A 13,631-nucleotide genomic window follows, 5' to 3' on the forward strand; every position below is an offset into this window, starting at 1 on the left:
TCCGAAACGTACTTCGGGGCCCGGTCCACCGACCGGGCCCCGAGGGCATGTACTGCTCTGCGCAACCGCTGCGAATCCCTAGGGCTTCTCGTTCGGATCATGCAGCCTGATCCAGACGAAGGACGTTAGACGTACCGCTCGAGAATCGACGACTCGGCCAGTCGCGACAGCCCTTCGCGCACGCTGCGCGCCCGTGCCTCGCCGACTCCGTCCACCGTCTGAAGGTCGTCGACGCTCGCCGCGAGCAGCTTCTGCAGTCCGCCGAAGTACTCCACCAGCCGGTCGATGATGGCCCCGGGCAGCCGCGGCACCTTCGCCAGCAGCCGGAAACCGCGGGGCGAGACCGCCGAGTCGAGGGTCTCGGGTGAGCCGCTGTACCCCAGGGCCCGTGCCACGACCGGCAGTTCGAGCAGTTCGGTGTGCGAGAGCCCGTCCAGCTCGGTCAGCGCCTCCGCGACCGTACGCGACCGCTTGGCGGTCGGCTCCGGCACGTAGTCGCGCACGACCAGTTCCCGCTCAGGCTCGACTCCCGCGATCAACTCGTCGAGCTGGAGGGAGAGAAGCCGGCCGTCGGTGCCCAGTTCCACCACGTATTCGGCGATTTCGGTCGCGATCCGGCGGACCATCTCCAGACGTTGCGCGACAGCCGTCACGTCCCGCACCGTCACCAGGTCCTCGATCTCCAGCGCGGAGAGCGTGCCCGCGACCTCGTCGAGGCGGAGCTTGTATCGCTCCAGGGTGGCGAGGGCCTGGTTGGCCCGGGAGAGGATCGCGGCGGACTCCTCCAGGACCCGGCGCTCCCCGTCCACGTACAGCGCGATCAGACGCATCGACTGCGAGACCGAGACGACCGGGAAGTTGCACTGCCTGGAGACCCGGTCCGCCGTGCGGTGGCGGGTTCCGGTCTCCTCGGTGGGGATGGAGGCGTCCGGGACCAGCTGCACGCCGGCCCGCAGGATCTTCGTCATGTCCTTGTCGAGGATCAGTGCCCCGTCGAGCTTCGCCAGCTCGCGCAGCCGCGTCGCGGTGAACTCCACGTCCAGCACGAAGCCGCCGGTGCACATCGACTCGACGGTCTTGTCCATGCCGAGCACGATCAGCCCGCCGGTGTTGCCGCGGAGGATGCGCTCCAGGCCGTCCCGCAGGGCCATTCCGGGCGCGACGGCGCTCAACGAGGCGCGCATCAGCGCCTCATTACCGGTGCCTTGGCCGGACTTTCCGGGCGATGCTGCCCGGTCGCTGGCTGCCACTGCACTCCTCCGGTCACAGGTTTGCGGTGCCCTTATGTCCCTCATACCGTTCGTACGGACGGGCGAGACCAGGGCAAAGTCTACCGGCGTGCGTCGGCCTCCTGTGGGGGCTCTGTACGAGACCGGCGCGGGAGCACTCTCAGCGCGTCGCCCATGTTGGCGACTTCCGTGACCTTCATACCGGGTGGGACCTTCCCCGGGTCGGTCGGGACCAGCGCGTGGGTGAAGCCCAGCCGGTGTGCTTCGGCCAGTCTGCGCTGCACCCCCGTAACCCTTCTGACCTCGCCCGCAAGGCCCACCTCGCCGATCGCCACCAGGTTCTTGGGCAGTGGTGTGTCGCTCGCCGCACTGGCCAGCGCGAGTGCGATCGCAAGGTCCGCGGCGGGTTCGGAAAGCTTCACGCCGCCGACCGTGGCGCTGTAGATGTCCCGTTTGCCGAGCGCGCTGATCCGGCCGCGCTGCTCCAGAACCGCCAGCATCATCGAGACCCGGGAGGTCTCCAGGCCGGAGGTGGTGCGCCGCGGTGAGGGGATCTGCGAATCGACCGTCAGCGCCTGCACTTCGGCGACGAGCGGGCGCCGCCCCTCCAGCGTGACCGTCAGACAGGTGCCCGGCACGGGTTCGTCGCGCCGGGTGAGGAAGAGGCCGGAGGGGTCGGCGAGGCCCGTGATGCCCTCGTCGTGCAGTTCGAAACAGCCGACCTCGTCGGTCGCCCCGTACCGGTTCTTCACGCCCCGGACCAGCCGGAGGCGCGCATGCCGGTCGCCCTCGAAGGACAGCACCACATCGACGAGGTGCTCCAGCAGTCGCGGCCCCGCGATCGCGCCGTCCTTGGTGACATGGCCGACCAGGAGCGTGGACATGCCACGCTCCTTGGAGGCGCGGATGAGTGCACCGGCCACCTCCCGGACCTGTGCCATCCCGCCGGGTGCGCCTTCGATCTCGGGCGAGGCGACGGTCTGCACGGAGTCGAGGATGAGCAGGGACGGCTTGACCGCGTCCAGATGGCCGAGGACCGCGGAGAGGTCGGTCTCGGCGGCGAGGAAGAGGTGGTCGTTGATCGCCCGGATCCGGTCGGCACGCAGCCGCACCTGGCTCGCGGACTCCTCCGCGGTGACATAGAGGGTGCGGTGCTCGTCGCTGGCGGCCTTGGCGGCCACATCCAGCAGGAGCGTCGACTTGCCGACGCCCGGCTCGCCCGCGAGCAGCACCACGGCGCCGGGGACCAGCCCGCCGCCGAGCACCCGGTCCAGCTCGTCCACCCCGGTCGGCCGGGCGGTTGCCTGCCGGCTGTCGACCTGGCCGATGGGGAGTGCGGCCGAGCTGACGCGGCCGGCCGCCGTCGTCCGCACGGCAGGGGCGCCGCCGAACTCCTCGACCGTTCCCCACGCCTGGCATTCGGGGCATCGGCCGAGCCACTTGGCGGTCGTCCAGCCGCACTCGGTGCAGCGGTAGGACGGCCGGTCCTTCGCGGATTTTGTACGGGCAGCCATGGCGCCACCGTATAGGTGAGGACCGACAACGCCGCCCGGCGCGGTACGCGGGAGCTCGCGGTGGGATCCGTGGGGGGTGGGGAGGGGAAGCGCGAGGGGCGCGGGGAGAGGGGCGATCGGGGTCAGGAAGCCCGACGGAATTGACGATTCCTGTCCCCTTTCAAGGGATACGTTCACCCGTAAGGGTTAAATGTGCGAAAGGGGTGCCAAGGCCACGCTCTGCCTTGCTTACGGTCGCAAGGTGACGAGCAGCAGGCTCCAGACCTCCAGGCACAGCACCGGCGCACACCGGGCGCAGCGCCGTGCGCCCCAGGCGTCGCCGCAGCGAGCGCCCGCCCGGTCCGAGGCGTATCTCGACGGCCTGTTCACCTACTGCCTCTCCGTGCTCTGCGATCACGACGGAGCCATCGAGGCACTGGGCGCCGTTCTCGCCGTCGCGGAGCGTCAGGACGGGCGGTGCCCCAGGGGGGAGGAGGAACGTAAAACCTGGCTGTACGCGCTGGCCAGGTGGACGTGCCTGCGCAAGCTCGCGGAGCAGAAGAACCAGAAGCAGAACCGGGGCCGGCAGGCGCACCGCCAGCAGGCCGCCGGGCAGCCGGGGGGTACGGCCGCGGCCGCCCGGGCAGGGGGCTCACAAACCCGTGTGCACCCGGACGCCACCGCCCTCGCCGCAGATGCCACGGACGCCTCGGAGACCGCCGCGGCAGCCGAGGCGCACCGCCGTGAACTCGCACAGCTCGCCTGGCCCGAGGCCGCCGGCACCACACCCGAACAACGCGAAGCGCTCGAACTGGCCGTACGCCACCGCCTCGCCCCGCGCGCCGTGGCCTCCGTCCTCGGCCTCGACCCGGCGACCGCCCGTGAGCTCCTGGCCGCCGCGGCCTGCGAAGTGGAACGCACCCGGGCCGCCCTCGCCGTCGTCGAGACCGGCAACTGTCCCACCGTCGCGCGGCTCTTCGGCGACCACCGCGTGCTGCTCTCCGCCGCCCTGCGCAGCGAGCTCGTCCGCCACGTCGACGACTGCCCCCGCTGTCGCCGCGCCGCCGAGCGGGCGGGCGCGGAAGGCCCCTGGCCGGGCGCGTCCGTCAGCCCGGGTGCCGCACTTCCGGTCGTCGAGGCCCCGCGGCCCTCCGCGTACGTGGCGATGGTCCATGCCCAGAGGAATCGGTCCGCCACTCCGCGCTTCGACCGGACGGGCTTCCCGATGGACCCGAAGGACCACGCCGCGCGCCGGGACCGGCTGCGGGCGAGAGTCGTGACGACGACGTTGGTGGCGACGGTCGTCGCCGCCCCCGTGATCGCGCTGTGGTCCGCGTACCGGGGCGCGCCGCTGACCGGCGAGGGGCACGACGGCTCCTCGGTCACCGCGACCGAGGAGGACGGCGGGAGCGAGTTCGACGGCGACCCGTACGACCGCTACCAGAATGCGGGCAACGCCAGCCCCGACCCCGGCTCCCGTTTCAAGGACGGCAGCCGTACGCCGGATGTCTCCGCGGAGGTCATCAGCTCCGGGACGGGGCAGCACGGCCCCGGCCGACTCGCCGTCACGGCCCACTCGTCCGGCGCCACCACGCTGATCACACTGACCGCTTCGGGCGGGGCCCCCGTGGCCTGGTCGGCACGGGCGGATGCGTCCTGGCTCCGCCTCAGCAGGCAATCCGGAACCCTCGCCGCGGGGGAGAGCGTCACGATCCACGCCTACGTGGACCATGCGCGGGAACCGGCCGGGGCCTGGAGCGCGAGCATCCGTCTCGCCCCGTCGGGCTCGACCGTGCTGGTCCGCGGGCACAGAGCGGTGCCGGCCCCGTCCGGCGGCCCGACCGGCCCGACCAACCCGTCCCACCCGAGCCATCCGTCCGTCCCGCCGTCGACCTCTCCCCACCCGACCCATCCGACGGAGCCCACACCGTCACCGACGAACCCGGAACCGTCACCGGACCCGTCCACCCCCTCCGACCCGTCCCCCGACCCCTCCGACCCGGGGACCGGCCCGAGCGACCCGGCGCCGACGGGCTGACAAACACTTCAGCCCGTCGCCCCGGCCTTCGTCAGGACCCCGCAGGTCCCGCCGGGTGCACCGGAGGATCCGCAGGATGCGGCGCCATGGGCAGCAGCGAGGACAGCCGCTCCTCGCACAGCTCGACCAGCCGCTCGTACCCCTCCTTGCCCATGAGCTCGGTGAGCTCGGGCCGGTAGGACACATAGACCGGCTCCCCGGCCCCGTGCGCCGACGTCGCCGACGTGCACCACCAGTGCAGATCGTGACCGCCCGGGCCCCAGCCCCGGCGGTCGTACTCGCCGATCGAGACCTGGAGCACGCGCGTGTCGTCCGGCCGGTCGATCCAGTCGTACGTACGCCGGATCGGCAGCTGCCAGCACACGTCCGGCTTGGTCTCCAGGGGCTCCTTGCCCTCCCGGAGCGCCAGGATGTGCAGCGAACAGCCGGCTCCTGCCGCGAACCCGGGCCGGTTCTGGAAGATGCAGGACCCCTTCCAGCGGCGCGTCTGGCGTTCCCCGTCGTCGTCGACCTCGACCCAGCCCGTCTCCGTACCGACGTCATGGAACTGCCACAGCTCCGGGGTCAGCCGGGAGACATGCTCCGCCACCCGCTTCTCGTCGTCCTCGTCCGAGAAGTGCGCGCCCAGCGTGCAGCACCCGTCGTCCGCACGGCCCGCCTGGATGCCCTGACAGCCACTGCCGAAGATGCAGGTCCACCTGGAGGTCAGCCAGGTCAGGTCGCAGCGGAAGATCTGTTCGTCGTCCGCGGGGTCGGGGAACTCGACCCAGGCACGTGCGAAGTCGATCCCCTTCTCGTCTTCGGACCGGTCCGGCTCGTTCTCTTGCGGCTGCTGCATCTCCTGCTTCATTTTCTGCTTCTTAGTGACTTTGTCCGGCTTCGCCTTTTTCGTCTTTGGCACGGGCCAAGGGTAAGTCCGCGGGAGCAGTAGCGTGCCGGGTATGAGACTCGGAGTCCTCGACGTGGGGTCGAACACGGTTCATCTGCTGGTGGTGGACGCGCACCCCGGCGCCCGCCCGCTGCCCGCGCACTCGCACAAGGCGGAGTTGCGTCTGGCCGAACTGCTGGACGCGGACGGGGCGATCGGACCCGCCGGCGTGGACCGGCTTGTCACGACGGTCGCCGATGCGCTGCAGGCGGCCGAGGACAAGGGATGTGAGGACGTGCTGCCGTTCGCCACGTCCGCGGTGCGGGAAGCGAGCAACGCCGACCAGGTGCTGGCCCGGGTACGGGAAGAGACCGGCGTCGACCTGGCTGTCCTCACCGGTGAGGAGGAGGCGCGGCTCACCTTCCTCGCCGCCCGCCGCTGGTTCGGCTGGTCGGCCGGGAAGCTGCTGGTCCTGGACATCGGTGGCGGCTCGCTGGAGATCGGTTTCGGCATCGACGAGGAGCCGGACACCGCGGTGTCGCTGCCGCTGGGGGCCGGACGCCTCACCTCCGGCTGGCTGCCGGGCGATCCGCCGGACCCGGCGGAGGTGAAGGCGCTGCGCCGCCATGTGCGGGCACAGATCGCCCGTACGGTCGGCGAATTCAGCCGCTCCGGCCGTCCTGACCACGTCGTGGCGACCTCCAAGACGTTCAGGCAGCTCGCCAGGATCGCGGGCGCCGCGCGCTCCGCGGAGGGCCTGTACGTACAGCGGACCCTGACCCGCAAGGCGCTGGAGGAGTGGGTGCCGAAGCTGGCGGGGATGACCGCCGACCAGCGCGGGCGTCTGCCCGGGGTCTCCGAGGGGCGGGCCGCGCAGCTGCTGGCCGGGGCGCTGGTGGCCGAGGGGGCGATGGACCTCTTCGGGGTCGAGGAGTTGGAGATCTGCCCGTGGGCGCTGCGCGAGGGAGTCATCCTGCGCCGCCTGGACCACCTCCCGACCGCGTCCGCGGCCATGAACTGAACCACGCCCACCCACCTCACCCGGCCACCGTCCGGCGGACCGGGACGGCGCGAAGGAGCCACAGGAAGCCGCCCCGGAAGCCGACAGGAGCCGCGGAATCCGTCCGCGGCCGACCGGAGACAGGTCGGCGCCGACCGAAACCGTCCGGCGCCGACCGAAAGCCGCCCGCAACCGACCGGAGGCCCGGCCGAGGGCCGATCGGAAGCACGCGGAGCCGGCCATGGCCCTGCTCACTTTCCGCCTCGGCCCCTCGGTGGCGCGTGCAGCAGCCCCGTACCCTGTCTCCGTGGCAGAACCAGTGGTGCGCATCCCGGATGCGAAGGTCGCCCTGTCGACGGCTTCCGTCTATCCGGAGTCGACGGCGACGGCCTTCGAGATCGCCGCGCGTCTGGGCTACGACGGTGTCGAGATCATGGTCTGGACCGACCCCGTCAGCCAGGACATCGAGGCGCTGCGACGGCTCTCGGACTATCACCAGGTGCCGATCCTCGCCGTTCACGCCCCCTGCCTGCTGATCACGCAGCGGGTCTGGTCCACCGATCCATGGGTGAAGCTCCAGCGGGCCCGGGCGGCTGCGGAGAGGCTCGGGGCGTCGACGGTCGTCGTCCATCCGCCGTTCCGCTGGCAGCGGCAGTACGCGCGCGATTTCGTCACCGGTATCTGGCGCATGGCGGACGAGACGGACGTGCGGTTCGCCGTCGAGAACATGTACCCGTGGCGGTACCGGGATCGCGAGATGCTCGCGTACGCCCCCGACTGGGACGTCACCAACGACGACTACCGTCACTTCACCGTCGACCTCTCGCACACCGCGACCGCCCGTACCGACGGCATGGCCATGGTCGAGCGGATGGGCGACCGGCTCGCCCACGTCCACCTGGCCGACGGCAAGGGCTCCAACAAGGACGAGCACCTGGTGCCCGGCCGCGGCGACCAGCCCTGTGCCGAACTTCTGGAACGGCTGGCCCGTACCGGCTTCGACGGCCATGTGGTCATCGAGGTCAACACCCGCCGGGCCATGTCCGCCGCCGAACGTGAGGCCGACCTCGCGGAGGCGCTGGCCTTCACCCGGCTCCACCTGGCGTCCGCGACGGCGCAGGCGCCGCGCCCATGACCACCGACGGGGGCAGCGGCCCGCACGGCCCCGCCGAACCTCCCAAACGCCGCGGCCGCCCCGCTCGTACGGCTGGAACCACCGGGCCCGGCGCCCGCGAACGCATCCTGGAGGCGGCCCGTACCGAGTTCGCCGAACGCGGCTACGACAAGACGTCGATCAGGGGCATCGCCAAGAAGGCAGCAGTCGACGCCGCGCTCGTGCACCACTACTTCGGTACGAAGGACGAGGTCTTCGCGGCGGCGATCGAGGTCTCCTTCGAACCCGCACTGGTGATCCCGGCCGTCCTCACGGGCGGCACGGACGGCCTGGGGGAGCGGCTGGCCCGCTACTTCATCGGCGTATGGGAGAACCCCGCGACCAGAGCCCCCTTGCTGGCGATCATGCGGTCCGCGCTGACACACGAGGCGGCGGCCAAGGTGCTGCGCGGCTTCGTGCTGCGGCGGCTGCTGGAACGGGTCGCGGAGGCACTGGACGTACCCGACCCGACGTTCCGCGCGGAGCTGGCCGCCTCGCACATGATCGGGATCGCGATGCTGCGGTACGTGATCAAGGCGGAGCCGCTGGCCTCGGCGGATCCGGAGAAGATCGTCGCGATGGTCGCACCGACGCTGCAGCGCTATCTGGCGCAGGCCTGAACGATCTTCCGGGCATCACCGCCCAGCGCGTCCGGCGTCGAGGTGCCGGTGACAGGGCGTCCCGCTCGCACAGCGAGCACGCCATCCCGCATTCCGGACAGCGTGTCCAGATCTTGGAGCCGAGGCGTACCCTCGAAGGAGTCATATCTGTCGAAGGAGCGAGCGACGATGCCCCAGCTGAGGTCCCGCACTGTCACCCACGGCCGCAACATGGCGGGCGCCCGCGCCCTTATGCGGGCCTCGGGCGTAGCGAGTGAGGACATCGGCAAGCCGATCATCGCGGTCGCCAACTCCTTCACCGAATTCGTCCCCGGCCACACCCATCTCGCACCGGTGGGCAGGATCGTCTCCGACGCCATCAAGGCCGCGGGCGCGGTGCCGCGCGAGTTCAACACCATCGCCGTCGACGACGGAATCGCGATGGGCCACGCGGGGATGCTCTACTCGCTCCCCTCGCGCGACCTGATCGCGGACTCCGTCGAGTACATGGTCGAGGCGCACTGCGCGGACGCGCTGATCTGCATCTCCAACTGCGACAAGATCACGCCCGGCATGCTGATGGCGGCGATGCGTCTGAACATCCCGACGGTCTTCGTCTCCGGCGGCCCGATGGAGGCCGGCCGGGCCACCCTCGTCGACGGGACGGTCCGCAAGCTCGATCTGATCAACGCGATCAGCGACGCGGTCAACGAGAACGTCTCGGACGAGGACATCCTCCGTATCGAGGAGAACGCCTGTCCCACCTGTGGCAGTTGTTCCGGCATGTTCACCGCCAACTCGATGAACTGTCTGACCGAGGTCCTCGGCCTCTCCCTCCCCGGCAACGGCTCCGTCCTCGCCACGCACACCGCCCGTAAGGCGCTGTACGAGGAGGCCGGCCGCACCGTCGTCGAGATCACCAAGCGCTACTACGAGCAGGACGACGCGACGGTCCTGCCGCGCTCCATCGGTACCCGCGCCGCTTTCGACAACGCCATGGCGCTGGACATCGCCATGGGCGGCTCCACCAACACGATCCTGCACCTGCTCGCCGCCGCCCAGGAGGCCGAGCTGTCCTACGACCTCGACGACATCAACGAGGTCTCGCGCCGCGTCCCCTGTCTGTCGAAGGTCGCGCCCAACGTGGCCCCCGGCGGCACGTACTACATGGAGGACGTCCACCGGGCCGGCGGCATCCCCGCCATCCTCGGCGAGCTCCACCGTGCCGGCCTGCTCAACGAGGACGTGCACTCGGTGCACTCCGCCACCCTCGCCGAGTGGCTGAAGAACTGGGACGTGCGCGGCGGCTCTCCGTCCCCCGAAGCCGTCGAGCTGTGGCACGCGGCCCCCGGCTGCGTCCGTTCCGCGACCGCCTTCTCGCAGTCCGAGCGCTGGGAGACCCTCGACCTGGACGCGGCGGGCGGCTGCATCCGCGACCTGGAGCACGCGTACTCCAAGGACGGCGGCCTCGCGGTCCTCAAGGGGAATCTCGCCGAGGACGGCTGCGTCGTGAAGACGGCCGGCGTCGACGAGTCGATCTGGACCTTCGAGGGCCCGGCGGTCGTCTGCGAGTCGCAGGAAGAGGCCGTCGACAAGATCCTCCGCAAGGAGATCAAGGAAGGCGACGTGGTCGTCATCCGTTACGAGGGCCCGCGCGGTGGCCCCGGTATGCAGGAGATGCTCTACCCCACCTCCTTCCTCAAGGGCCGCGGCCTCGGCAAGAGCTGCGCCCTGGTGACCGACGGCCGGTTCTCCGGCGGTACGTCGGGTCTGTCGATCGGCCACGCATCGCCGGAGGCGGCATCGGGCGGCACGATCGCGCTCGTCGAGGACGGCGACCGGATCCGGATCGACATCCCGAACCGGTCGATCGAGCTCCTCGTCCCCGAGGCCGAGCTGGCCACCCGTCGAGAGGCGCTGAACGGCGTGTACGCGCCGAAGAGCCGCGAGCGCAAGGTCTCCGCGGCGCTGCGGGCGTACGCGGCGATGGCGACGAGCGCGGACCGCGGCGCGGTGCGCGACGTCTCCAAGCTCGGCTGACATACGCACGCACCCGACCTCTTTCGGCCCCCGGTGACCCAGCGGTCGCCGGGGCCCGACGCACATCCATCGCGGCCCGCCCCCGCAAGGGGACAGTGCCGCCGCGGCTACCGTCGCCGCCCGGGGATAATCGACCTCGTGAGCGAGAACAACGAAGCACCCAGCGGCCCGGAGCCCGGATCGACCGCTCCCGGCCCGCGGCCCGAGCCCATCCGCTTCTTCGGTACGACCTGGGTCGAGCACGACGGTCGGTACGGGCTCCGCCGCGTCGGCGTCGCCCTCGGCTCCCTCGCTGCGGCCGTCGCCTCCTGCTTCGTGCTCCGCTTCGCCTACCAGGGCCTGGAGATCGCCGATGTCGGCAGCCTCGTCGGCATCCTGGTCGTCCTGATGTTCGCGGTCTGCAGCGCCGTCGCCTTCCGCAAGACCTGGGAAGGATTCAGCCACCGCCCCGCCGACCGGGCCCGTGAGGACAATCTGCGCGGTCTCAAGACGATCGGCTTCATCGGCTCGCTGCTCGCGTACTTCGTCCGCTCGTTCCTGGAGGCGCCGGGCGAGAAGCTGCGGCGTACGGAGTACGAGACGGCCGTCGCCCGGTACGCGAAGCGCCGCGCGACGAGGACCGGGAACCCGGCGGGACGCAAGACGTCGAAGGCCAGGAAACCCCGGCGCAAGTAGCCCCACCGGGCGACGATGGTCCTGTGCCCCAGACGGATCCGCCCACCCCTCGTCCCCGCGCCCTCTCCTTCGACCGCGCCGCCGCCCAGTACGCCGCGGCCCGGCCCGGCTACCCGCCCGCCCTCTTCACCGCGATCGAAGAGATCACCGGTCGCCCCCTGCGCGGCGCCCGCACCCTCGACATCGGGGCCGGCACCGGTATCTCCACCGGCCTCCTCCACGACCGGGGCGCCCATGTCACGGCCGTCGAGCCGGGCCCCGGCATGGCGGCGGAACTGCACCGGTCGCTCCCGGAGATCCCGATCGTGCGCGGTGACGGCAACCGCCTCCCCTTCGCCACCGCCTCGGCCGATCTGATCACGTACGCCCAGTCCTGGCACTGGACCGACCAGGCCCTCGCCACCCCCGAGGCCCTCCGCGTCCTGCGGCCGGGTGGGGCCCTTGCGCTCTGGTGGAACGTCTCCGACCATTCCGTCCCCTGGATCGCGGAGCAGGACGCCCGACTCCGCCGTTTCTTCGGCGCCGAGGAGAGCGCCCACGGTTCGCCCGTCCGCTCCCGCCACCTGCCGACCGGGCTCGGCTTCGTGCACCGCACCGTGCCCTGGAGCCGCCGGGTGCCGCTCGACACCCACCTCGCCAACCTCGGCAGCCACTCCGCGTTCCTGGTCCTCGGTGAGGAACCCACCCGCCGGTTCCTCACAGAGGAGCACGCCCGCCTCGCGGAGCTCTTCCCTGACGGCATGGTCGAGGAGAGCTACGCGGTCGATCTCAGCGTGGCGACGCGCTGACCGTCGTGCCGAGACGGAGGCTCCGCCCGTCCTCGACAGCCCCGCGCCCGTATCGCCGGGTCCCTTGACGCGCGGGCGTCGCCGGATCAAAATTCACCGCATGATGAATTCTTCGGGCGCCGCCATCGAGGCCCGCGGCCTCACCGTCGTGCGAGGCGAGCGAACCGTCCTGCGCGGCCTCGACTTCACCGTCGAACCGGGCAGGATCACCGGCCTCCTCGGCCCCTCCGGCTGCGGCAAGAGCACCCTGATGCGAGCTGTGGTCGGAACCCAGGCCAAGGTCACCGGAACCCTCGACGTCCTCGGCACTCCCGCGGGCCACCCCACCCTCCGCCCGCGCATCGGGTACGTCACCCAGGCACCGTCGGTCTACACCGACCTCAGCGTCCGGCAGAACCTGGACTACTTCGCGGCCATCCTCCAGCCGGGCCGCAGCCACCGGGACGCCCGTCGGGCCACCGTCGCCCGGGCCATCGCCGATGTGGACCTGACCAGCCACGCGGACGCTCTTGCCGGCACTCTCTCCGGCGGCCAGCTCACCCGCGTCTCCCTCGCCGCCGCCCTGCTCGGCACCCCCGAACTCCTGATCCTCGATGAACCGACGGTCGGGCTCGACCCGGTACTCCGCCGCGATCTGTGGAGCCTCTTCCACAGCCTCGCCGCCGACCACGGCACCACGCTCCTCGTCTCGTCCCACGTGATGGACGAGGCCGAGCGCTGTCACCGCCTGCTCCTCATGCGTGAGGGCGAGATCCTTGCCGACGGCACCCCCGAGGCGCTGCGCACCGACGCCCGCACCGCCACCGTCGAAGAAGCCTTCCTCCACCTGGTCGACGAGGCCGCCACCCGTCAGGAGAACGCACGATGAGCTCGACGAACGCGCCGCAGCAAGCCGCCGCCACCCCGCAGGCAGCCGCCGCCGGCCCCCACCCCCACGCGCAGTCCCGGCCCCAGGCCCTCAGCCCCGCCCGCACCCTCGCCACCGCCGCCCGCGTCCTGCGCCAGCTGACCCACGACCCGCGTACCGTCGCGCTGCTGCTCCTCATCCCGGTCCTGATGATCACGCTGCTGCGGTACGTCTTCGACGGCAGCCCGCGCACCTTCGACGCGATCGGTGCCTCGCTGCTCGGCATCTTCCCGCTGATCACGATGTTCCTGGTGACGTCGATCGCCACCCTCCGCGAACGCACCTCGGGCACCTTGGAACGCCTCCTCGCCATGCCGCTGGGCAAGGGCGATCTGATCGCCGGTTACGCCCTCGCGTTCGGCGCCGTCGCGATCCTCCAGTCCCTCCTGGCCACCGCGCTCTCGATCTGGGTGCTCGGCCTCGACGTGATCGGCTCCCCCTGGCTGCTGCTCCTCGTCGCCCTGCTCGACGCCCTGCTCGGCACCGCACTCGGCCTGTTCGTCTCCGCCTTCGCCGCATCCGAGTTCCAGGCCGTCCAGTTCATGCCGGCCGTGATCTTCCCGCAGCTCCTGTTGTGCGGCCTGTTCATCGCACGCGACCAGATGGCGCCCGTCCTCGAAGCCATCTCGACCGTCCTGCCCATGTCCTACGCGGTCGACGGCATGAACGAAGTCCTCCACCACACCGACGTCACCGGCAACTTCGTCCGTGACGTCCTGGTCGTGGCGGGCTGCGCCCTCCTCGTCCTCACCCTCGGCGCAGCCACCCTCCGCCGCCGCACCGCCTGATGTCCCGGTGCGAGGATGGCGGCGACGACGTACCACCAGAACCGCGTACCACC

At 71.2% G+C, this 13,631-nt stretch carries 12 protein-coding genes; 9 read left to right on the forward strand and 3 right to left on the reverse strand.

What is annotated here, in order from left to right; genetic code table 11:
• Positions 1-125: 125 nt before the first annotated feature.
• Both disA and radA read right to left on the reverse strand, forming a co-directional pair.
• Positions 126-1,250 (reverse strand): DNA integrity scanning diadenylate cyclase DisA, encoded by a 1,125-nt coding sequence (gene disA / locus OG963_RS25585; protein WP_030972387.1) that lies wholly within the window; start codon positions 1,248-1,250, stop codon positions 126-128.
• Positions 1,251-1,330: 80 nt separating this feature from the next.
• Positions 1,331-2,743: a DNA repair protein RadA gene (radA, locus tag OG963_RS25590; RefSeq protein ID WP_030925349.1), complete on the reverse strand. Its 1,413-nt coding sequence runs from the start codon at positions 2,741-2,743 to the stop codon at positions 1,331-1,333.
• A 190-nt stretch (positions 2,744-2,933) separates the two neighbouring features.
• Between radA and OG963_RS25595 the strand changes: the two genes are divergently transcribed.
• Positions 2,934-4,760, forward strand: a complete 1,827-nt coding sequence (locus tag OG963_RS25595; RefSeq protein WP_093777830.1) for a hypothetical protein — start codon at positions 2,934-2,936, stop codon at positions 4,758-4,760.
• A gap of 31 nt (positions 4,761-4,791) precedes the next feature.
• Here OG963_RS25595 and OG963_RS25600 read toward each other — a convergent pair whose 3' ends face one another.
• The gene (locus tag OG963_RS25600) at positions 4,792-5,661 is read right to left on the reverse strand and encodes a hypothetical protein (protein WP_093777828.1); all 870 of its coding nucleotides are present in this window, start codon (positions 5,659-5,661) and stop codon (positions 4,792-4,794) included.
• A gap of 40 nt (positions 5,662-5,701) precedes the next feature.
• On the opposite strand from OG963_RS25600, the gene OG963_RS25605 reads away from it, so the two are divergent.
• From OG963_RS25605 to OG963_RS25640, 8 genes are all read left to right on the forward strand, one after another.
• Positions 5,702-6,649, forward strand: a complete 948-nt coding sequence (locus OG963_RS25605) for a Ppx/GppA phosphatase family protein (protein ID WP_093777826.1) — start codon at positions 5,702-5,704, stop codon at positions 6,647-6,649.
• A gap of 286 nt (positions 6,650-6,935) precedes the next feature.
• Positions 6,936-7,763: a sugar phosphate isomerase/epimerase gene (locus tag OG963_RS25610; RefSeq protein ID WP_037822756.1), complete on the forward strand. Its 828-nt coding sequence runs from the start codon at positions 6,936-6,938 to the stop codon at positions 7,761-7,763.
• Positions 7,760-8,401 carry a TetR family transcriptional regulator gene (locus OG963_RS25615; protein ID WP_030925358.1) on the forward strand — a complete coding sequence of 214 codons (642 nt, stop codon included), beginning with the start codon at positions 7,760-7,762 and terminating at the stop codon, positions 8,399-8,401. The genes OG963_RS25610 and OG963_RS25615 overlap by 4 nt, the downstream gene beginning before the upstream one ends.
• A gap of 168 nt (positions 8,402-8,569) precedes the next feature.
• Positions 8,570-10,420, forward strand: a complete 1,851-nt coding sequence (gene ilvD / locus OG963_RS25620; protein WP_093777824.1) for a dihydroxy-acid dehydratase — start codon at positions 8,570-8,572, stop codon at positions 10,418-10,420.
• Positions 10,421-10,558: 138 nt separating this feature from the next.
• Positions 10,559-11,095 (forward strand): hypothetical protein, encoded by a 537-nt coding sequence (locus OG963_RS25625; protein WP_093777822.1) that lies wholly within the window; start codon positions 10,559-10,561, stop codon positions 11,093-11,095.
• A 23-nt stretch (positions 11,096-11,118) separates the two neighbouring features.
• Positions 11,119-11,883, forward strand: a complete 765-nt coding sequence (locus tag OG963_RS25630) for a methyltransferase domain-containing protein (RefSeq protein ID WP_319739986.1) — start codon at positions 11,119-11,121, stop codon at positions 11,881-11,883.
• Between the two features lie 100 nt (positions 11,884-11,983).
• The gene (locus tag OG963_RS25635) at positions 11,984-12,751 is read left to right on the forward strand and encodes an ABC transporter ATP-binding protein (protein ID WP_030925363.1); all 768 of its coding nucleotides are present in this window, start codon (positions 11,984-11,986) and stop codon (positions 12,749-12,751) included.
• Positions 12,748-13,578, forward strand: a complete 831-nt coding sequence (locus OG963_RS25640; protein WP_371799485.1) for an ABC transporter permease — start codon at positions 12,748-12,750, stop codon at positions 13,576-13,578. The genes OG963_RS25635 and OG963_RS25640 overlap by 4 nt, the downstream gene beginning before the upstream one ends.
• The last annotated feature ends 53 nt before the right edge of the window (positions 13,579-13,631 follow it).

The organism is Streptomyces sp. NBC_01707 (genome assembly GCF_041438805.1).
Taxonomy (GTDB): Bacteria; Actinomycetota; Actinomycetes; order Streptomycetales; family Streptomycetaceae; genus Streptomyces.